The 19,237-nt window shown below is 68.4% G+C and carries 15 protein-coding genes; 9 read left to right on the top strand and 6 right to left on the bottom strand.

Translation table 11 applies throughout. The annotated features are described in order from the left end of the window. Positions 1-8: 8 nt before the first annotated feature. Together P7V53_RS02470 and P7V53_RS02465 are read right to left on the bottom strand one after the other, a co-directional pair. Complete coding sequence (locus P7V53_RS02470; protein WP_280153888.1) at positions 9-1,403, bottom strand: FAD-dependent oxidoreductase; 1,395 nt, start codon at positions 1,401-1,403, stop codon at positions 9-11. 104 nt (positions 1,404-1,507) lie between these two features. Continuing rightward, on the bottom strand, positions 1,508-2,482 hold the full coding sequence (locus P7V53_RS02465) for a tripartite tricarboxylate transporter substrate binding protein (protein ID WP_280153887.1): 975 nt from the start codon (positions 2,480-2,482) through the stop codon (positions 1,508-1,510). A gap of 103 nt (positions 2,483-2,585) precedes the next feature. Here P7V53_RS02465 and P7V53_RS02460 point away from each other — a divergent pair, with 103 nt between their 5' ends. The 9 genes from P7V53_RS02460 to P7V53_RS02420 all read left to right on the top strand — a co-directional run bounded on the left by P7V53_RS02460 (position 2,586) and on the right by P7V53_RS02420 (position 14,384). Beyond that, positions 2,586-3,377, top strand: a complete 792-nt coding sequence (locus P7V53_RS02460; protein WP_280153886.1) for a GntR family transcriptional regulator — start codon at positions 2,586-2,588, stop codon at positions 3,375-3,377. A 532-nt stretch (positions 3,378-3,909) separates the two neighbouring features. Continuing rightward, positions 3,910-6,501 (top strand): LuxR C-terminal-related transcriptional regulator, encoded by a 2,592-nt coding sequence (locus P7V53_RS02455; RefSeq protein WP_280153885.1) that lies wholly within the window; start codon positions 3,910-3,912, stop codon positions 6,499-6,501. A 264-nt stretch (positions 6,502-6,765) separates the two neighbouring features. Further along, on the top strand, positions 6,766-7,614 hold the full coding sequence (locus P7V53_RS02450) for a TauD/TfdA family dioxygenase (RefSeq protein ID WP_280156416.1): 849 nt from the start codon (positions 6,766-6,768) through the stop codon (positions 7,612-7,614). Positions 7,615-7,652: 38 nt separating this feature from the next. Further along, positions 7,653-8,711 carry a 3-keto-5-aminohexanoate cleavage protein gene (locus P7V53_RS02445; protein WP_280153884.1) on the top strand — a complete coding sequence of 353 codons (1,059 nt, stop codon included), beginning with the start codon at positions 7,653-7,655 and terminating at the stop codon, positions 8,709-8,711. Between the two features lie 4 nt (positions 8,712-8,715). Further along, on the top strand, positions 8,716-9,309 hold the full coding sequence (locus tag P7V53_RS02440; RefSeq protein WP_280153883.1) for an alpha/beta hydrolase: 594 nt from the start codon (positions 8,716-8,718) through the stop codon (positions 9,307-9,309). 39 nt (positions 9,310-9,348) lie between these two features. Continuing rightward, entirely contained in the window at positions 9,349-10,320 is a 972-nt protein-coding gene (locus tag P7V53_RS02435; RefSeq protein ID WP_280153882.1) for a quinone oxidoreductase, read from the top strand. 11 nt (positions 10,321-10,331) lie between these two features. After that, a complete protein-coding gene (locus P7V53_RS02430) occupies positions 10,332-11,663 on the top strand; it encodes an MFS transporter (protein ID WP_280153881.1) in 1,332 nt (443 codons plus the stop codon). 29 nt (positions 11,664-11,692) lie between these two features. Beyond that, a complete protein-coding gene (locus tag P7V53_RS02425; protein ID WP_280153880.1) occupies positions 11,693-13,333 on the top strand; it encodes a 3-(methylthio)propionyl-CoA ligase in 1,641 nt (546 codons plus the stop codon). Positions 13,334-13,391: 58 nt separating this feature from the next. Continuing rightward, positions 13,392-14,384, top strand: coding sequence for a tripartite tricarboxylate transporter substrate binding protein (locus P7V53_RS02420; RefSeq protein ID WP_280153879.1), 993 nt, complete (start codon positions 13,392-13,394; stop codon positions 14,382-14,384). 63 nt (positions 14,385-14,447) lie between these two features. Here the strand turns inward: P7V53_RS02420 and P7V53_RS02415 are convergent, their stop codons facing one another. Genes P7V53_RS02415 through P7V53_RS02400 form a run of 4 tightly spaced genes read right to left on the bottom strand, consistent with a single transcriptional unit; the run spans position 14,448 to position 19,179 of the window. Next, positions 14,448-16,238, bottom strand: a complete 1,791-nt coding sequence (locus tag P7V53_RS02415) for an acyl-CoA dehydrogenase (RefSeq protein ID WP_280153878.1) — start codon at positions 16,236-16,238, stop codon at positions 14,448-14,450. Between the two features lie 9 nt (positions 16,239-16,247). Continuing rightward, positions 16,248-17,063 carry a poly(3-hydroxyalkanoate) depolymerase gene (gene phaZ, locus P7V53_RS02410; RefSeq protein WP_280153877.1) on the bottom strand — a complete coding sequence of 272 codons (816 nt, stop codon included), beginning with the start codon at positions 17,061-17,063 and terminating at the stop codon, positions 16,248-16,250. Positions 17,064-17,074: 11 nt separating this feature from the next. After that, positions 17,075-18,712 carry an alpha/beta fold hydrolase gene (locus P7V53_RS02405; protein WP_280153876.1) on the bottom strand — a complete coding sequence of 546 codons (1,638 nt, stop codon included), beginning with the start codon at positions 18,710-18,712 and terminating at the stop codon, positions 17,075-17,077. Then, the gene (locus tag P7V53_RS02400) at positions 18,709-19,179 is read right to left on the bottom strand and encodes a MaoC family dehydratase (RefSeq protein WP_280153875.1); all 471 of its coding nucleotides are present in this window, start codon (positions 19,177-19,179) and stop codon (positions 18,709-18,711) included. The genes P7V53_RS02405 and P7V53_RS02400 overlap by 4 nt, the downstream gene beginning before the upstream one ends. Positions 19,180-19,237 lie beyond the last annotated feature (58 nt).

The raw sequence follows: 19,237 nt of genomic DNA, 5'->3' as shown, positions 1-19,237 counted from the left end.
GCCTCACGTCAGGCTGCGATGTCCTCGGGGTGCAGGGGCATCCGCCATTCGCGCAGCGCGGCCTGCACCTTCGCGACCGGCACGCGGCGCACCGTGGTGCCTTCGTCGATTGCGATGGCCGCCGCGACTCCCGCCGCCTGCCCGATCGACATGCAGGCTGGCATGTTTCGCGAGCGTGCATGCGCCTCGTGGTCGGCCGAGATGCAGCGGCCCGCGACGAGGATCTGCTCGACCCGCTGGGGCACCAGGCAGCGGTACGGTATCTCGTACGGCGGCATGCTTTGGAAGTCGACGTCGCCGCCCTTCGGGTCGTGGATGTCGAGCGCCGAAGCATCCACCGCGATGCTGTCCTCGAAGCGCGTCTCGCCGCGCGAGTCAGGGCCGGTGAGCGTGTATTCGCCAACGATGTGGCGCGTCTCGCGCACGCCGAGGATCGGCGACACCTGGCCGAGCCGCGAGGACTCGAAGCCCGGGACGCGCTCGTTGAGGAAGCGCACAACCCCCTCGATCTGCCGATAGCACTCGAGGATCGCGGCGGTGAACTGCTCGGGCGAGAACACGTCGATGCCCAGGACGCGCGTGGCGTTCACGTACATCTGCCCGTCGGCGGTCTTCAGCGTGATGTTGTCGCGCTGCAGACGCACGCCCGTCTCCTCCTGGAAGCGGCGCAGCATGCCGTTGAAGCCCGTGAGCCACAGGCCGTAGGCGAGCCCGGCCTCGTCTGCGGGGATGGCGCGCGCGGGCACGTCGTCGCAGGTGCGCGCCCACTCGGCCAGGCGCACCAGGTCGACGTTCTTCATGATGAAGTACATCGACACGGGCTGCATGCGCGCTTCCTTCTCGCCCGAGCCCATGAGGAACGGCGCATTCGCCTTCGCGGCCATGTCGGCGTCGGCCGAGCAGTCGATCAGCACCTTCGCGCCGACGAACTGGCGGCCACCCTTGCCCTCGATGACGACGCCCGTCACGGCGCCGTCCTCGACCACCGGGTTGGAGACGAAGGTCTCGAACAGGATCTGCACGCCGGCCTGGACGCACAGGCGCGTGAGCAGCATCTTCATGACCTCGGGATCGGTCGGCGAGGCGATCTTCACGCCGCCGGTCTTGGTGGTGGCCATGTAGTCGTCGCCCGCGCCGCCCATCGAGCGAGCGAGGTCCCAGATCTCGAGCGGGATGCCGCCGAGCAGCGTGCCAGATGGCTTGGTGTTCAGGCCGAGCGTCAGGATGCCGCCCAGCGAGCCGAAGCGCTCGATGAGCACCACCTTCTTGCCGCGGCGCGCGGCCGCGATCGCGGCGATGGGGCCGGTGGTGCCGCCGCCGACGACGACGACGTCGGCGTTCATGAGCACGGGGATGTCGCGTGCCGGTTCGGTGATCGTGGTCCGTGTGGGTTTCGTGTTCATGCCGATGCCTCGTGGGCGCGCGGGGCGCCTTGGTTCGTGAGATGGGTTCTGGGGTGCGCGCCTTGCGGGCGCGCCGGAGTTCGATTCGCGTGCGGTGCGCTGCTTCAGTCCGCCTTGGCGCCCGACAGCTGCACGGCCTTGGACCACTTGGCGATCTCGTTGCGGTTCCAGGACGCGAACTGCTCGGGCGTGTTGCCTACGACCACCGCGCCCGATTGCGCGAGCTGCTCTTTCACCTCCGGCATGCGCAGCACGGTCACCAGATCGGTGTGGATCTTGTCGACGATCTCCTTCGGGGTGCCGGTCGGCACCAGCGCGCCGATCCACGAAACGGCCTCGAACTGCGGCACGCCGGAATCGGCCATCGTCGGTACGTCGGGCAGGGACGGCGCGCGCTGCGCGCTGGTCACGGCGATGGGCTTGAGCTTGCCCGACTTCAGGTGCGGCGTGGCCGCGACGATGTTGTCCCACATCAGCTCGATCTTGCCGCTCATGAGGTCGGTGTACGCAGCCGGCGTTCCCTTGTACGGCACGTGCACCAGGTCCGTCCCGGTGGCGCTCTTGAACAGTTCGCCCGCGAGGTGGTTCGACGTGCCGACGCCGCCCGAGCCGAAGTTCAGCTTGCCGGGGTTCGCCTTGGCGTACGCGATGAGTCCCTTGACGTCCTTGGCCGGCAGGTCCGGTGGCGCGACGAGCACCAGCGGCGTGGTGGCCACGAGCGTGATCGGCGTGAAGTCCTTGAGGTAGTCATAGTTCAACTTCGAGTAGAGCGACACGCTGATTGCGTTCGCCACCGTGCCGAAGAAGATGGTGTAGCCGTCAGCCGGCGCTCGCGCCGCAAGCTCGCTGCCGAGGTTGCCGCCCGCGCCGGGGCGGTTCTCGATGACCACGGGCTGCCCCCACTTGTCCTGCAGCTTCTGGCCCACGGCGCGCGCGATCACGTCCGTCGCGCTTGCGGGCGGAAAGCCGAAAAGGATCTTCACGGGCTTGGTGGGCCAGTTGGTTTCCGCGGTCGCAGGCGCGGTCGCGACGGCGGCGAACGAGGCGACGAGCGAGCAGATCAGTGACTTCGGGTTCATGGAACTCCTTCCGGTGAGGCCCGCAACGGGCGGTGCATGAACACAATGCTATAGTCATATATATGACTAGTCAACCGAGCCGATTTGCTACCATCCAACCCTCATGGCCATCGACACGACACGCCCCGCCACCGACGACTTCCTGCGCCGCTACGGCAAGCGGGGGATGCAAGGACTGCCGAAGTACGTGCAGCTGCGCGAAGCGCTCTGCGCCGCGATCAACGCCGGCCATTGGGAGCCGGGCGCGCGGCTGCCGAGCGACAGCGACCTGACTCGCCTCACGGGCTACAGCCTCGGCACCGTGCAGCGCGCGCTGCGCGAGCTCGCCGACGGGGGCGTCGTGGTGCGCAGTCAGGGCAGCGGCACGTACGTGTCAGACGGCGGCGGCGCCATCGACGCGCCACTGCACCTGCGCTTTCGCGGCAGCGCGGACGGCGAGCCCGCGTTCCTCCCGCTCTACCCCACGGTGCTGTCTCGTACGCGCGCCCATGGCAGCGGTGCATGGTCTGAATGGCTGCGCCCCGAAGGGGGCTCCGATATCGTGCGCATCGATCGCCAGTTGAGCGTCAACGGCGAGTTCATCGTCTTCAATCGCTTTTATTTCGATGCGCGCGAATTCCCCGACATCGCGGCCCGTCCGCTCGCCACGCTCGACGGCGCGAACCTCAAGCAATTGCTCGGCGAAGCCGTCTCGATGCCGATCAGCGACGTCGAGCAGCACGTCTCGTTCGTGAAGTTCGATGCCGCCGCGTGCAAGGCGATGGGCGTGAAGCCGGGCACCCGCGGGCTGCTGCTGGAGAGCGCAGCCGCGGCCGGCCGCGGCAATCCGGTTTACTTCCTGGAGTCTTTCATCCCGCCGAACGACCGGCGGCTCGACGTGTCGGCATTGCGCTGAAGCGGGGTGCCGCGCGCCGTGGACGCAGCGGCGCGACCGGCTCGCGCACCCGGGCGGCAAGGGCACGCCGCCCACCGGACGTCGGACGGCAAACGCCGAAGGCCGGGTTCGCTCCTTAGAGCGCGACAGTTCGAGGTCACAGCTCGCTTCTATTCGGAAGACAGCTGGACTCTCGGTTGCCCCAAAGGAAACAAGGCCCGGACCGACGCTGTCGGCACGGGCCTTCAAGTTCAGATCACGTCAGCCAAACAAGCTACATCTGAAGTCGTTGGCTCGGCGAGTTTTTTTCAATCGGTGGTTGCGGGAACCTGCAACGCCTTTCGGAAGCGGATCTGGCTGCAAGCCCCGACCGGTGCGGCAAGCAGAGGACTACCATCGTCCGCAACGTCGCCAGAAGGCGCGGCGCACACCTCTCCATCGACGCTGACGCTGGGTGCAGATTCCGTGGCCTCTGTCGCTCCATTCCCTCCCGCAGGACCTGCCGACGACCTCCTGCTCAAGGTCACGGCCCCAGGCGTGGCCGCGCCACCATGTGGCCCGGCCACGCCTGCAGGCCGACAACGAACGCTTCGACAAGCCGGCCGTCCTCGTGCAGGCGCCTGCCGGATTCGGCAAGACGTCACTGCTCGCTCAGTGGCGGCGCGAGCATCTCGCGCGCGGCGCCGTGGTGGCATGGCTGTCGGCACAAGGCCAGGACGACCCGCATCGGCTGGTGCAAGGACTGGCGCTCGCCGTGCGCATCGCTGCGGGGCGGCCGACCTTCGGCCATACGCTGTTCGAGGCGTCGGCAGCTGACGCGCTCGAAGGAGTGACGACGTGGGTGGCCGAAGTGGCGCAAAGCGCACTCGACGTCGTGCTGATCCTCGACGAAGCCGACCGCCTGCCTCTGCCCGCCCGCCACGCGCTCGCCTACCTGCTTCGCAATGCGCCGCCGAACTTGCGCGTGGTGGTCGCCGCGCGCGCCGATAGCCACTTGGAGATCGACGACCTGATCGACTACGGGCAATGCACTCTGGTCTCGCCGGAGCTGCTGCGCTTCCGGCTCGACGAGACGATCGAGCTCATACACGCGCGATTCGGAACGCGCGTCAACCGCGACGCAGCCGCGCGACTGCATGAACTGACCGAAGGATGGCCGCTTGGCTTGCAGCTGGCGCTGTCGGTGATGGCGGCAGGCAGCGACCCGCAGGCCGAGGTTGCTGCCCTGGCGCTCCACGGCAGCGCGTTGCGTGACCAGTTCGTGAATCTGATGTTGAAGAACCTCGACCCGACCGACGCCGCCTTCCTCACTCGGATCGCGATCCTCGACAACCTGCATCCGGCGCTGTGCAGCGCCGTCGTGCTGACCGACGACGCCCCCGAGCGCCTGGCCCGCATGGCACGCGACACGCCGGTCTTCGCCGCTGGAGAGGCGAGCGACTGGCTGCGCATGCATGCCGTGGCACGCGACGAGTTGCGCAGGCGTTTCGGCAGCCTCGCCGCCGAGGAGCAGGCGGCGCTGCATTCGCGGGCCGCCGACTGGCTGGCGGGCCATGGCTTCGTCGAGGCGGCCGCGCGCCACGCGCTGACATCCGGGGAGACGGAAAAGGCCTACGAGCTGGCCGAACGCAGCTTGTACGAGTCGCTCATGGCACGCGGGCGCCAAGGTGCGGTGCTCGAATGGCTGAGCCGGCTGCCTGTCGCCGAGGTGGACCGTCGGCCACGCCTGCTGCTGGCGGCAGCGTGGACTCTCGCGCTCAGCGAACGTCACGACGAAGCGAGCCGCCTCGTCGAGCGCATCCTGGCGCAGCCCGACGTGGACGCTGCGCTGCGTTGCGAATGCGCGCTGATCCTCAGCGGCGCGGCCGTGTACGCCGACGAGCCCGACCGCTTCGCCGAACTGCACGACCCCTGGAGCAACGATCCCCCGCTGCGTGACCCGATGCTGTTGAAGGTGCACGCCAACCGCTCGGCTTTCCGCACCCTGCTCGAAGGTGAACCCGCGCTCGCGCGCCTGCGCCAGCAGCAGGCGCCGCGCAGCGACCTCGAATCGGGGCTCGGCTACATCAGCCACTGGGGGGAATTCATCATCGGGCTGACCTACCTGTGGGAGGGCCAGGTGCTGCTGGCCGAGAAGCTGCTGCGGCCGACGCTGGCACGAGCCGAAGGCGACCTCGGCCGCCGCAGTTCCTTCGCCTGCATGCTGGCCAGCCTGCTCGCCGCCACCCTCTGGGAGCGCGGCCTGCCCGAAGAGGCCGGGGCGTTGCTGGCCAACCGGCTCGACGTGCTGGAAAGGAGCGGCCTGCCCGAGACGGTGCTGCTCGGCTTCCGCACGATGGCCCGCATCACCGGCGCAGAAGGCGCCGAAAACCGCGCTCTCGAGCTGCTGGGCGCGCTCGAAGCCGTGGGTGTCGCACGTCGGCTGCCGCGCCTGCGCATCGCCAGCCTGGCCGATCAGGTTCGCCTGCATTCGCACCGGTTTCGCCCCGATGCCTGCCGCGACCTGTGCGAACGGATCGACGCGCTGCTGGCCGATCCGGCGCTGCCGCAGGGGCGGCTGTGGAAACGCAGCGCGGCTTTGCTCCGCGACATTGCCCTGGGGCATGCGGCGATCGCGGCACGCGAGTGGCGCCGCGCCGTCGAGCCGTTGACGAGGGGCGTTGCGCTGGCCCGCGAGGTCAAGCTCGGCCGCCTGCAAATCGAGCTGACCGGCCTGCTCGCGCTGGCGCTCGACCGCTGCGGCGAGAAGTCGCTTGGCCTTCTGCGCGAAGCCGCAGACCTGGCTCGCGCTTACGGCCTGCAGCGTGTGTTCGCCGACGCCCACCCGGCGCTGGGCGATTGGGCGCAGCAGTCGCTTGCCGCTCCAGCCGGCGCGCCGGCCGCTCCGACGCGCTCCACCCTGCCGCCGCGTCAAGCTGCGCCAGCCCGGTCCACGCCCAGCATGGCGCTCACGCCGAAGGAGCGCGAAGTGCTGGAGCTGGTCGCCCGCAATCTGTCCAACAAGGAGATCGGGCTGGCCATGCAGGTGGGCGAAGAGACGATCAAGTGGCACATGAAGAACCTCTTCGCCAAGCTCGATGCGGGCACGCGCAAGCAGGTGGTGTCGCGCGCACGCATCCTGGGGCTGCTGGAACAAGTGGCGTAGCAGTCTGCGCGGCAGCGCCGACCACGAACAACTGCCGGCTACAAGCCGCTCGTCCTTCATGCTGGAGCCCCCTCCCGGAGGGGGCTGGGGGAGGGGCGTAGGTTCAGCCCCCTCTGCGATGGGGGGGCGATGCAGGGGTGCCCCACCTAATCTTGCCTTCGACGACGGCTGTCGCTGAACAGCCCGCCCCTCGGAGACAAGAGCATGACCATCGAAATCCCTGCATCGCCCGCCTTCGTGCGCGCGGCCTCGCTGCCCGACTCGATCAAGGTCGAGCCGCTGACCTGCGCGATCGGCGCCGAGCTCAGCCATGTGAATCTCGGCGCGGCGTCGCGCGATGCCGGCCTCGCGGCCGAGATCCGCGCGCTCCTTCTCACGCACCGGGTGCTGTTCTTTCGCGACCAGGACATCACGCGCGCCGAGCACGTCGCCTTCGCCCGCCGCTTCGGAGAGCTGGAAGACCACCCGGTGGCGGGCAGCGACCCGGAGCATCCCGGCCTCGTGCGCATCTACAAGTCACCCGATCAGCCCAACGACCGCTACGAAAACGCCTGGCACACCGACGGCACGTGGCGGGAGACCCCGTCCTTCGGCTGCGTGCTGCGCTGCGTCGAGTGCCCCCCGGTGGGCGGCGACACGATGTTTGCCAACATGGTCCTCGCCTACGAGCGGCTGCCGGAGCACGTCAAGACGCAGATCGCCGGCCTGCGCGCGCGCCACAGCATCGAGGCCACCTTCGGCGCCGCGATGCCGGTCGAGAAGCGCCTGGCGCTCAAGGCACAGTTCCCCGACGCCGAACATCCGGTTGTCCGCACCCATCCGGAGACGGGTGAAAAGATCCTGTTCGTGAGCGGCTTTGCCACGCACTTCACCAACTTCCACACGCCGGCCAACGTGCGCGTCGGCCAGGACTTCACGCAAGGCAGCTCGCAGCTCCTGCAGTACCTCATCAGCCAGGCGCAGATCCCCGAATACCAGGTGCGCTGGCGCTGGAAGCCCGGCAGCGTGGCCATGTGGGACAACCGCAGCACCCAGCACTACGCGGTGATGGACTACCCGCCCTGCCATCGAAAGATGGAGCGCGCCGGGATAGTCGGCGACAAGCCCTTCTGAACCTTCGCTGAACCACTGACCACCGAAAGCAAATTCATATGAACTTCCTCGACGGCTCACTCTTTCCCGAGAACCAGGACAAGCTCGTCATCACGGCCGCACCTTATGGCCCCGAATGGATCCCGTCGGACTTCCCCGAGGACATTCCGCTCACGATGCAGGAGCAGGTGCAAAAGGCGGTGGACTGCTACAACGCCGGCGCCACGGTGCTTCACCTGCATGTGCGCGAGCTCGACGGCAAGGGCAGCAAGCGCCTGTCCAAGTTCAACGAGCTCATCGCCGGTGTGCGTAAGGCCGTCCCCGACATGATCATCCAGGTCGGCGGCTCGATCTCCTTCGCCCCGGAGAGCGACGGAGCAGCGGCCAAGTGGCTGTCCGACGACACGCGGCACATGCTGGCCGAGCTCGATCCGAAGCCGGACCAGGTCACCGTCACGGTCAACACCACGCAGATGAACGTGCTCGAGCACATGGACGTGGCGGACTACGCGGGCACGTCGATGGCCGATCCGCAGACGTACAACGCCTATCGCGAGATGGTCGTTCCGTCGGGCCCGGGCTGGGCCGAAGAACATGTGCGCCGCCTGAGCGCAGCCGGCATCCAGAGCGCCTTCCAGTTCTACAACATCAACAGCTTCGAGACCGTGGAGCGCATGATCCGCCGCGGCGTCTACATGGGGCCGCTGGTCATGAACTGGGTCGCGATCAGCGGCGGCATGGACGCGCCCAACGTCTACAACCTCGCCAACTTCCTGCGCGCCGTGCCCGACGGCGCCATGCTGACCGTGGAAAGCAGCATGCGCAACGTGCTGCCGATCAACATGATGGGCATGGCGATGGGCCTGCACGTGCGCTGCGGCATCGAGGACAACCTCTGGACGCAGGACCGCAAGGCCAAGATGAGCACCGTGCGGCAGATCGAGCAGCTGGTGCGCCTGTCGCGCGAGTTCGGCCGCGAGGTCGCCAGCGGGAAGGAGGCGCGCGAGATCTGCAAGATCGGCGTGTTCTACGACAGCATCGAGGAGACGCTGGCGCAGAACGGCTTCGCGCCCAATGCCAAGCCGGGGTTGCAGGGCTACCTGCGCAAAGCCGCCTGATGCCATGACCCCGCAGCCGTGCATCCTCATCGTGCCGGGCTTGCGCGACGCTGTCGCGCAGCACTGGCAGACGCTGCTCGAAGCGCGCTTGCGCGCGGCCGGCAGGGCGGTCGCGGCGGTGCCGCCGATGGGCCGTGACGATCTCGACTGTGCGACCAGGGTGGCCGCCATCGAGCGCGCGGCACAGTCCATCCGGGGCGCGCTCATCGCGGTGGCCCACAGCGGCGGCTGCATCATGCTCGCACACTGGGCCCGAGAGACCAGGCGTGCCGTCGCCGGAGCGCTGCTCGCAGCGCCACCCGACTTCGAGACGCCGATGCCCGACGGGTACCCGACGCTCGACGCGCTGCAAGCCGGCGGATGGCTGCCCGTGCCCCGCGAGCGCCTCCCGTTTCGCAGCATCGTCGCCGCCAGCCGCAACGACCCGCTGTGCCGCTTCGAGCGCGCCGCCGAACTGGCGCGCGCCTGGGGCAGCCGACTCGACGACCTGGGCGACGTCGGCCACCTCAATCCGGCTTCCGGCTTCGGCGCGTGGCCGATGGCGAAGCACTACATCGGCGAACTCTCGGCAGCCGCTGCCGAGACGCGCGCTGCTTGACACACTGAGCGATTCGCAAGCGATTCGCAGGAGACAACCATGACCCATGCCATACGCCTTCACCAGACCGGTGGACCTGAAGTGCTCCAACTCGAGACCGTCGACGTCGGCGATCCGGGACCCGGCCAGGCGCGGGTGCGCCACACCTACATCGCCGTCAACTTCATCGACATCTATTTCCGCACCGGCCGCTATCCCCTGCCCTTGCCGAACGGCTTGGGGTCGGACGCCGTGGGCGTGGTGGAGGCCGTGGGGGCGGGCGTCACCGACGTCAAGGTGGGCGACCGGGTGGGCTACCTGCTCGGCCCGCAAGGCGCGTATGCGCAGGTGCGCGTGATGCCGGCCGAGGTGCTGATTCCGCTGCCGGCTGGCGTCAGCGACCGCACCGCATCGACGCTGATGATGAAGGGATTGACGGCGCAATACCTGTTCCGCCAGGTCTATCCGCTCAAGGGCGGCGAAACCATCCTGTACCACGCCGCCGCCGGCGGCGTGGGGCTGGTCGCCTGCCAGTGGGCGCGCGCGATGGGGGTCACGATGATCGGCACCGTCAGCACCGATGAGAAGGCGGAGGTTGCGCGCGCGAATGGCTGCACGCACACCATCGTGACCAGCCGCGAGGACATCGCCAAGCGCGTGCGCGAGCTCACCGATGGCCGCGGCGTGCCGGTGGTCTACGACTCGGTCGGCAAGGACACGCTGTCGGCCTCGCTCGACAGCCTTCAGCCGCGCGGCACGCTGGTGAGCAACGGCACCACGTCCGGACCGGTGGTGATCGACACCAACCTGCTGGCGGTCAAGGGGTCCCTCTGGGTCACCCGCCCGGCGATGGTCCACTACGCCACGCCCCGCCCGCACATGCTGGCGATGGCCGACGAGCTGTTCGGCCATGTGCTGGCCGGACGCATCCGAGGCGAGCCGAAGCAGCAGTTCGCGCTCGCAGAAGCCGCCGACGCGCACCGCGCGCTCGAGTCGCGCCGCACCACCGGCGCCACCGTGCTCGTTCCCTGAAGGAGTCCGCCGTGGACATTCACAGCATCGAGAAGGCGCCGTCGCAGGACGGCTACCTCTTCAGCCGCGGCCAGGCCTGGTTCGCGTTCGCCATGACGCTGGCACTGATGATCTTCGACTACGTCGATCGCCAGGTCATCGTTTCGTTGTTCCCCTACCTGAAGGCCGAGTGGGGCCTGTCGGACAAGCAGCTCGGCGCCCTGGTCTCCGTGGTGTCGGTGACAGTGGCCGCCGGCGCGCTGCCGGTGGCGCTGTTCGCCGACCGCGTGAGCCGCGTCAAGAGCATCGTCGCGATGGCCACGCTTTGGAGCCTGGCCACGATCTCGTGCATGTGGGCGCGTGGCTACAGCCAGCTGCTTGCCGCTCGCGCCGTGGTCGGCCTGGGCGAAGCCGGCTACGGCGCGGTGGGAGCGGCGCTGATCGCGAGCCATTTCCCGGCTCGACTGCGCGGCGCGCTGCTGGCGGGCTTCTTCGCCGCGGCCTCGGTGGGCTCGGTGCTGGGTGTGATGCTGGGCGGCGTGATCGCCGCCCGATGGGGCTGGCAAGCGGCTTTCGGCGTCGTGGGCCTGCCTGGTCTGGTGCTCGCGTTGGTGTACCTGAAGGTGCGTGACTACCGCACGGTGAGACTCGATCCCGCGCTCGATGCAAAGCGCCGCTCGCTCGGCGAGGCTACGCGTCACATCGTCAAGGTCCTGGCGCGCTCGCGCACCATGCTGTGGGTGTGCGTCGGCGGCGCGGCGCAGCTGGTCGTCGTCTCGGCGCTGTGGTCGTGGCTGCCGAGCTTCCTGAATCGTGTGCACGGCGTCGCGCCGGCACAGGCGGGCCTCAAGGCCGCGCTGGTGGTGTTGTGCGGCGCCGCCGGGTCGGTGATCTGGGGCGCCCTCGTCGATCGGGTCGGCACGCGCCACCCGCACCGCAAGCTCGTCGCGATGGCCGTTCTCTGCGTGGCTTCGATGGTCGTGCTGGTGGTTGCCTTCGGGCTGCCGCTTGCGGCGCCGGCGCAGTTCGCGCTGATCGCACTGGGCGGCTTCATGGCGACCTGCACGGTGGGGCCGGTGTCGGCCATCGTGATCGATGTCATCCACCCCGGCGTGCGCGCCACGGGAGCTTCGGTGCTGGCGCTGTTCCAGAACCTCTTCGGGCTGGCCGCCGGGCCCTTCGTGGCCGGCGTGTTGTCCGACGCCTGGGGCCTGGTGCCTGCACTGACCGCGACGCCGCTGTGCGCGCTGGTCGCCGCCGCCGCCTTCGTGATGGCCGCTGGGAGCTACGAGAGCGACAAGGCCCGCGCTGCCGAACCGGTCGACCCTGAACCTGCCCGCCTGTCACCGAACGCACTGGCCTGAGCCTTCAACCAACACTCACGGAAAGAACCATGAACGGACTGATGATGCAGCAGCCGCTGCTGATCTCCTCGCTGCTCGTGCACGCCGAACGCCACCATGGCGATCAGGAAGTCGTCTCGCGCCGCGTGGAGGGTGACGTGCACCGCACCACCTATCGCGAGCTTGCTGCACGCTCGCGGCAAATGGCGAATGGGCTACTGGCCCTGGGTGTGTCACCCGGCGACCGCGTGGCCACCCTCGCCTGGAACGGCTATCGCCACATGGAGCTGTACTACGCCGTCAGCGGCTCGGGTTCCGTCCTGCACACACTGAATCCGCGTCTGCACGCCGACCAGGTGGTGTGGATCGCCGACCACGCCGAAGACCAGATACTGTTCTTCGACCTGACCTTCCTGCCCTTGATCGAGGCCATCGCCGGACGGGTCAAGACCATCAAGGCCTTCGTCGCGATGACCGATCGCGCCAACATGCCCGCGGCCAGCAAGGTGCCCAACCTGCTGTGCTACGAAGAATTGATCGCAGCCGCTTCGCCCGACTTCACCTGGCCGGTGTTCGACGAGCAGACGGCGTCATCGCTGTGCTACACGTCCGGCACCACGGGGCATCCCAAGGGAGCGCTGTACAGCCACCGCTCCACGATGCTCCACACCTACGCCGTGGCGCTGCCGGACTCGCTGAACTGCTCGTCGCGCGACGTGATCCTGCCGGTCGTACCGATGTTCCACGTCAATGCGTGGGGCCTCCCGTACGCGGCCTGCATGGTCGGCGCCAAGCTGGTCCTGCCGGGTCCGTTCCTCGACGGCAAGAGCCTGCACGAGCTGTTCGAGGCCGAAGGCGTCACGCTCTCGGCCGGTGTGCCGACCGTGTGGCAGGGACTGCTCGCGCACGTGGAGGCGAACAACCTGAAGTTCAGCACCATGCGCCGCACCATCATCGGAGGTGCGGCTTGCCCGCCGGCCATGATGCGCGCCTTCCAGGAGCGCTACGACGTGCAGGTGCTGCACGCCTGGGGCATGACCGAGATGAGCCCGCTGGGCACGGCGTGCACGCTCAAGGCCAAGCACCAGGGCCTGGGCGCCGAGGAGCGCATGGCGGTTCAGGCCAAGCAGGGCCGCGCGGTGTTCGGCGTCGACATGAAGATCGTCGGCGACGACGGCCGGGAGCTGCCGCACGACGGCAAGGCGTCGGGCGAGCTGCTGGTCCGCGGGCCGTGGATCATTTCGAGCTATTTCAAGGGCGAGGGCGGCGATCCGCTGGTGTATTCGAACGGGAATGGCTGGTTCCCGACCGGCGACGTGTCCACCATCGACGCCGATGGCTACATGCAGATCACCGATCGCAGCAAGGACGTCATCAAGTCCGGCGGCGAGTGGATCGGCTCGATCGACCTTGAGAACATCGCGATGGCGCACCCATCGGTGGCGATGGCGGCCTGCATCGGGGCCAAGCACCCGAAGTGGGACGAGAGGCCGCTGCTGGTGGTGATGAAGAAGCCTGGCGGCGAAGTCACGCGCAACGAGCTGCTCGCCTTCTACGAGGGCAAGATCGCGAAATGGTGGACGCCCGACGACGTGGTCTTCGTCGATGCGATCCCGCTCGGCGCCACCGGCAAGATGCAGAAGAACAAGCTGCGCGAGCAGCTGGCCGGCTACAAGCTCCCGTCGGCGTGAGAAGGTCGCAGGTCCCGGGTTGCATCCGGGCTATGAACACAGTTGCTGCAAACGAATCATGAAACAGCGCCCTGTCTTGAACCTCGTTCGGCGTCAGATCGCGCTTGCCGCGCTGGCGTCTGCCGCCCCTTGGGCGATCGCGCAGAAGCCGCCGTGGCCGCAGAAGGTCGTGCGCGTCGTCGTTGCCGGCCCGGCCGGCGGTTCGGCCGACATCGTGGCCCGCTTGCTGGCCGACTCGTTGAGCACGCAGATCGCCCAGCCGGTGATCGTCGAGCCCAGGCCCGGCGCCGGCGGCATGATCGCCGTCAACGAGCTGTCCATGGCGCCGCGGGACGGCCACACGCTGCTCGTGGGCGTCAACTCGCTGGTCAGCGAGATCCCGCACATCGTCAAGCAGGCGTCGAACATGGCCGCCGAAATCAGGCCGCTGGCCGAGCTCTCGCGTGGCGGGCTGGTGATGGTGGGCAACCCGTCGCTGCCGGCGAAGACGCTGCCAGAGCTGATCGCCTACGTGAAGGCCAACCCCGGCAAGGTCAGCTTCGCCTCGTACACGGCGGGCACCGTATCGCACGTGATGGGCTTGCAGCTGAACCAGGCCGCGGGCATCGACATGATGCATGTCGGCTACAAGGGTTCGACGCCGGCGCTCCAGGACCTGATGGGCGGCCACGTGCAGCTGATGTTCGACGGCATGGCGAGCTCCATCCCGCTGATCAAGAGCGGCAAGATCAGGGCCTTCGCGGTGAGCCTGCCCAAGCGTTCCGCCCTGCTGCCCGATGTGCCGACGTTCACCGAGCTCGGCTACCCGCAACTCGAGGCCGTCGCATGGATGGGGCTGTGGGCGAAGCCCGACATGCCCGCCGAACTGCAGGCCAGGATCCGCGATGCCGCGCTGAAGGCGCTGGCTCGGCCTGCGGCGGTCGAGCGGCTGCGCGAGGTCGGCTTCGAGTCCGGCCAGCCGCGCACGTCGCAGGAGCTGAGCTCCTCGTTGAAGTCGGACTACGAGCGCGTGGGCGCGGTGTTGAAGGCGATCGGATTCAAGGCGGAGTAGCGCCGCTCACTGCGGCTTCGCCGCCCGCAAGGACGTTGGCCGGGGTGAAGGGCCGCTGCTTCATCAGAAATCCTCCAGCGTCACGTCGCTCACCGCCGTCGCGCCGTCGACGATGCTGTCGCGCAGCCCCGAGGCGCGGGTCAGCACGTGCTCCGCGTAAAAGCGGGCCGTCGCGATCTTCCGGCGCATGAACGCGGGCTCCTCCGCTGCAGCGAGCTTGCGCTCGGCGACGAGCATCGCGCGCGCCAGTTGCCAGCCGACGACGAGGTTGCCGGCCAGCATCAGGTAAGGCACCGAGCCCGCGAACGCTGCATTGGGATTCGACTTCGCGTGCGCGACGACGAACTCGACGGCGTCGATGAACGCCAGGCGGGCCGCTGACAGCCGGCCGGCGATGGCATGCGCGGCCGGGTGGTCGCGCGCGAGCAGCGCCGTTTCGGTGGCTTCGATCTCGCGAGCAACGGCGTTGGCGATCGCGCCGCCGTCGCGCACGGTCTTGCGGCCGACGAAGTCATTGGCCTGGATCGCCGTCGTGCCCTCGTAGATCGTCAGGATCCGGGCGTCGCGCAGGTACTGCGCCGCGCCGGTCTCCTCGATGAAACCCATGCCGCCGTGCACCTGCACGCCGAGACTCGTCACCTCCAGGCTCATCTCGGTGGAGAACCCTTTGACCAGCGGCACCAGGAACTCGTAGAAGGACTGGCTGCGCCGGCGCACGTCGGGATCCGGATGTGCGTGCGCGGTGTCGTAGGCCGCGGCGGCGGTGATCGCCGCCGCGCGGCAGCCCTCGACGACCGAACGCATCGTCAGCAGCATGCGCTTGACGTCGGGGTGATGAATGATCGGTGCGGCCCCTGGCTTCGAGCTGTCGACCGGGCGACCCTGCACGCGCTCCTTCGCATAGGCCAGCGCGTGCTGGTAGGCCCGTTCGGCTATCGCGATGCCCTGCACGCCCACCGCGTAGCGCGCGGCATTCATCATGATGAACATGTACTCCAGGCCGCGGTTCTCCTCGCCCACCAGGTAGCCGGTGGCTCCGCCGTGGTCCCCGAACTGCAGCACCGCGGTCGGACTCGCCTTGATGCCCAGCTTGTGCTCGATGCTCACGCAGTGCACGTCGTTGCGTGCGGCCAGGCTGCCGTCGGCGTCCGGCACGAACTTCGGCACGACGAAGAGACTGATGCCCTTCACGCCTTCGGGCGCGCCGCTCACGCGCGCGAGCACCAGGTGGACGATGTTCTCGGCCATGTCGTGCTCGCCATAGGTGATGAAGATCTTGGTGCCGAAGATGCGATAGCTGCCGTCGCCCTGCGGCTCGGCGCGTGTGCGCACGAGGGCCAGGTCGCTGCCCGCCTGCGGCTCGGTCAGGTTCATCGTGCCGGTCCACTCGCCGCTGACCATGCGCGGCAGGTAGGCCTGCTTCAACGCATCCGAGCCGGCCGTCAGCAACGCCTCGATCGCACCGTCGGTGAGCAGGGGGCACAACGCGAAACTGAGGTTGGCGCTGTTGTTGATCTCGATGCAGGCCGCACCGATAGTCTTCGGCAGACCCTGGCCGCCGAACTCCGGCGGATGCTGCAGCCCTTGCCAGCCACCCTCGGCGAACTGGCGATAGGCGACCTTGAAGCCGGGCGTGGTGGTGACCACGCCGTCTTTCCAGGTCGACGGGTTCTTGTCGCCTTCCGCGTTCAGCGGCGCGAGCACACCCTCGTTGAACCTGGCGCACTCCTCCAGAACCGCCTGCGCGGTGTCGATGCCGGCGTCTTCGAAACCCGGCAGCGTGGCGACCTGGTCGAGGGCGGCGAGTTCGGTCATGCAGAACAGCATGTCCTTGACGGGTGCTTCGTAGCTCATCGGAGTCTCCTACTCGGCGCAGCGCGTTCGGCGCACCGGATGTTCGGCAATGAATCGCTCGACGCGGCGCGCGGTTTCGCCGGGCCGCGTGAGCATGAACAGGTGCCCGCAGTCGACGCTTTCCAGCGTCGCGCGGCGAAGGCGCGAGGCGACGATGCGTCCGTTGATCGGCGGCACGATCGGGTCGTCACTGCCCATCAGCACCAGCGTCGGCGCCTGCACGCGGTGCAGCCGGTGCCAGCTCGTCCAGCCCCACACCGCCAGCAGCTGGTACAGATAGCCGCGCCGGCTCGGGCGACGCATCGCGTTCGAATGCAGGTGCAGCACGTCGCGCTCGAGGCGCAGGATGCCGCCGTACAGCTCTCCGCCGACCTGCAGCAGGTAGGCGGGGTCGAAGTAGCGACGCGGGCTGAGCAGCTTCAGCAGCACGCCCGGCTGGCCCGGCACCATCACGAAGCCGGCGCAGGTGGCCGCGAGCGTGAGCGTGCGGCAGCGGCGGGCGTAGCGGATCGCGAACTCCTGCGCGGCAGCGCCGCCCCAGGACACGCCGAAGACGTCGGCGCTCTCGACGCCGAGGTGGTCGAGCAGCTTCGCTCCCAGCCGGGCGACGTGGTGCATCCGGTACGGCAGGAATGGCGCGGGTGATTCGCCGACTCCCGGCACGTCGAAGGCGATCACGCGGGTGCGCTTGAAGCTCGCCATGAAGGGCGTCGCGGTCTCGACGCTGGCGCCGATGCCGTTGAACAGCAGCAGGGTGCGCGGCGCGTCGGGCGGGCCCGCATCGAGATAGCGCACGGTCTGGGCACCGATGGCAACACTTCTCATCGCCGGCGGCGTCATTCTGCGGATGCGTCGCGGCCGCCAGCCATGACGTAGCTGCCCGGCGCGGCGCCGAGCGACGGATGCCGGCGTGATCCAGTCTGCCGCGGCGCGCGCTTGTCCGCGTCGGAGCGTGCCGCAAGCCATTGCGTCAGGTGCGGCCACCAGGTGCCTTCGTTCGTCACCGCGCCCTGCTCGAACGAATCCGGCGAATCGTGTGGACCCGCGTTGGAAAGAAACGAGCTCTTCTTGTTGCCCGGCGGGCTGACGATCGTCTGCACGTGTCCGCTCGAGCTGAGCACGAACTCGCTGTGCCCGCCGAGCAGCTCGCGCGTGCGATAACAGCCTTCCCAGGGCGTGATGTGGTCGGTGCGTCCCGCGACGATGTAGCTGTCGCAGCGGATGTCGCGAAGGCTCAGCGAGTGACCGGCAATCGTCACGCCACCCGGCTGCGACAAGGCGTTCGACTCCAGCAGCGCGATGAAGTCGGCATGCAATCGCGCCGGCATCCGCGTGGTGTCCGAGTTCCAGTACAAGACGTCGAAGGCCGGCGGCTTGTGACCCATGAGGTAGTTGTTGACCCAGTAGTTGAAGATCAAGTCGTTGGGGCGCAGCCAAGCGAAGACCTTGGCCAGCTCCTTGCCTTCGAGCACACCGCGTGCGCCGCTCAGCGTGCGCGCCAGGTCCAGCGTCTCGAGGTGTGCGAACAAACCCATGGAGCTGTCGGCAATCCCGTCGGTGTCCAGCATCGCGACCAGCAGCGTCAGGCTGCGTGCCCAGTCGCTGCCCTTGGCGGACAGGTAGGCCAGCAGCGCGGCCGACGTGATGCCGCCCGAGCAGGCGCCGAGCAGGTGCAGCTGGGGCGAGCGCGTGATCTCGCGCGCCACCCGCATCGCGTCCTCGAGCGCCAGGACATAGGTCCCGAGGCCCCACTCCGCTTGCGCGGCGGTGGGGTTGAACCAGCTCACGACAGACACCTGGAAGCCTTGCCGGACCAGGAACTCGATCAGGCTGCGATCGGGCGCCAGATCCCAGACGTAGTACTTGTTGATCTGCGGCGGCACGATGAACAGCGGCGTGCCGTGCACTGTCGGTGTCTGCGGTCGGTACTGGATCAGCTCGAGCTGTTCGTTGCGGTAGACGACGTCGCCGGGCGTCGCAGCCAGGTTCGCGCCGACCTTGAACTTGCTCACGTCCACCGACGCCGGCAGGCCGCCGTTGTGGCGCCAGTCTTCAATCAGCTGCGCCAGCCCTGTGGTCAGGTTGCGCCCATTCGATTCGAGCGTGCGCTTGAGCGCAGCCGGGTTGCCGAGCAGCGTGTTGGTGGGCGCCAGCGAGTCGGCCGCCATGCCCACCATCATCTTCGCGCGGGCTTCATCGCGCGGTGACAGGTCGAGCTCACTGGCCAGCCGGCGTGTCTCGCGAGCCAGGGCCAGATGGCCTTGCATCACTCGGCGGTACAGCGGGCTTTCGCGCCAGGTCGGGTCGTCGAAACGGCGATCGCCGGGTGCGGGCGCCACGCTCGACGTGCCCCGCACCACCCGAGCCCATTCGCAGACCGCCCGTCCGACGCTGCCTGCCGTGCGGTGCGGCTTCTTGAGCACGGCGACGGCCGCCGCCAGCATCGAGGGGCCAAGCCGGTTGCCGGCGCTCATGCGATCACCATTCCGAGCGATTCGGCAACCATCACGGGACGCTCCGGCGCATCGACCGCATAGGCCGTGTTGCGGCAGCGAACCAGCGTTCGGCCGGGACCTTTGTCCGCCACCTCGGCGAGTTCGACGCGCAGCGCGATCGACGTGCCGGCGGTCACCGGTGCCAGGAAGCGCACCCTGTCGAATCCGTAGTTCAGTACGTTGGACGCATCGCGCGGATAGACACCCAGCTCGTACTGCGCTGCCGGGATGAGCGAGAGCAACAGCAGGCCGTGGGCGATCGTGCTGCCGGTGGGCGTCTGTGTCCTGGCGCGTTCGACGTCGACATGAATCCATTGGTCGTCGCCGGTGCACTCGGCGAATCGGTCGATGCGCGGCTGGTCGAGCCGGGTGGGAGTCGACGCGCCGAAGTCGTGACCGACGTGGTCATTCAGCGTGGCGAAGAGGTAGTTCGGCGGGATCGCCATCGGGGTCTCCAGGACGGCTTGGGTGTGCGGCGAATTCTGGAAGTCCTGATGCCTGCCC

Source organism: Piscinibacter sp. XHJ-5 (genome assembly GCF_029855045.1).
Classification (GTDB): domain Bacteria; phylum Pseudomonadota; class Gammaproteobacteria; order Burkholderiales; family Burkholderiaceae_C; genus Albitalea.
Note: the sequence above shows the minus strand (reverse complement) of the source record. Positions and strands in the feature narration are given on the sequence as shown.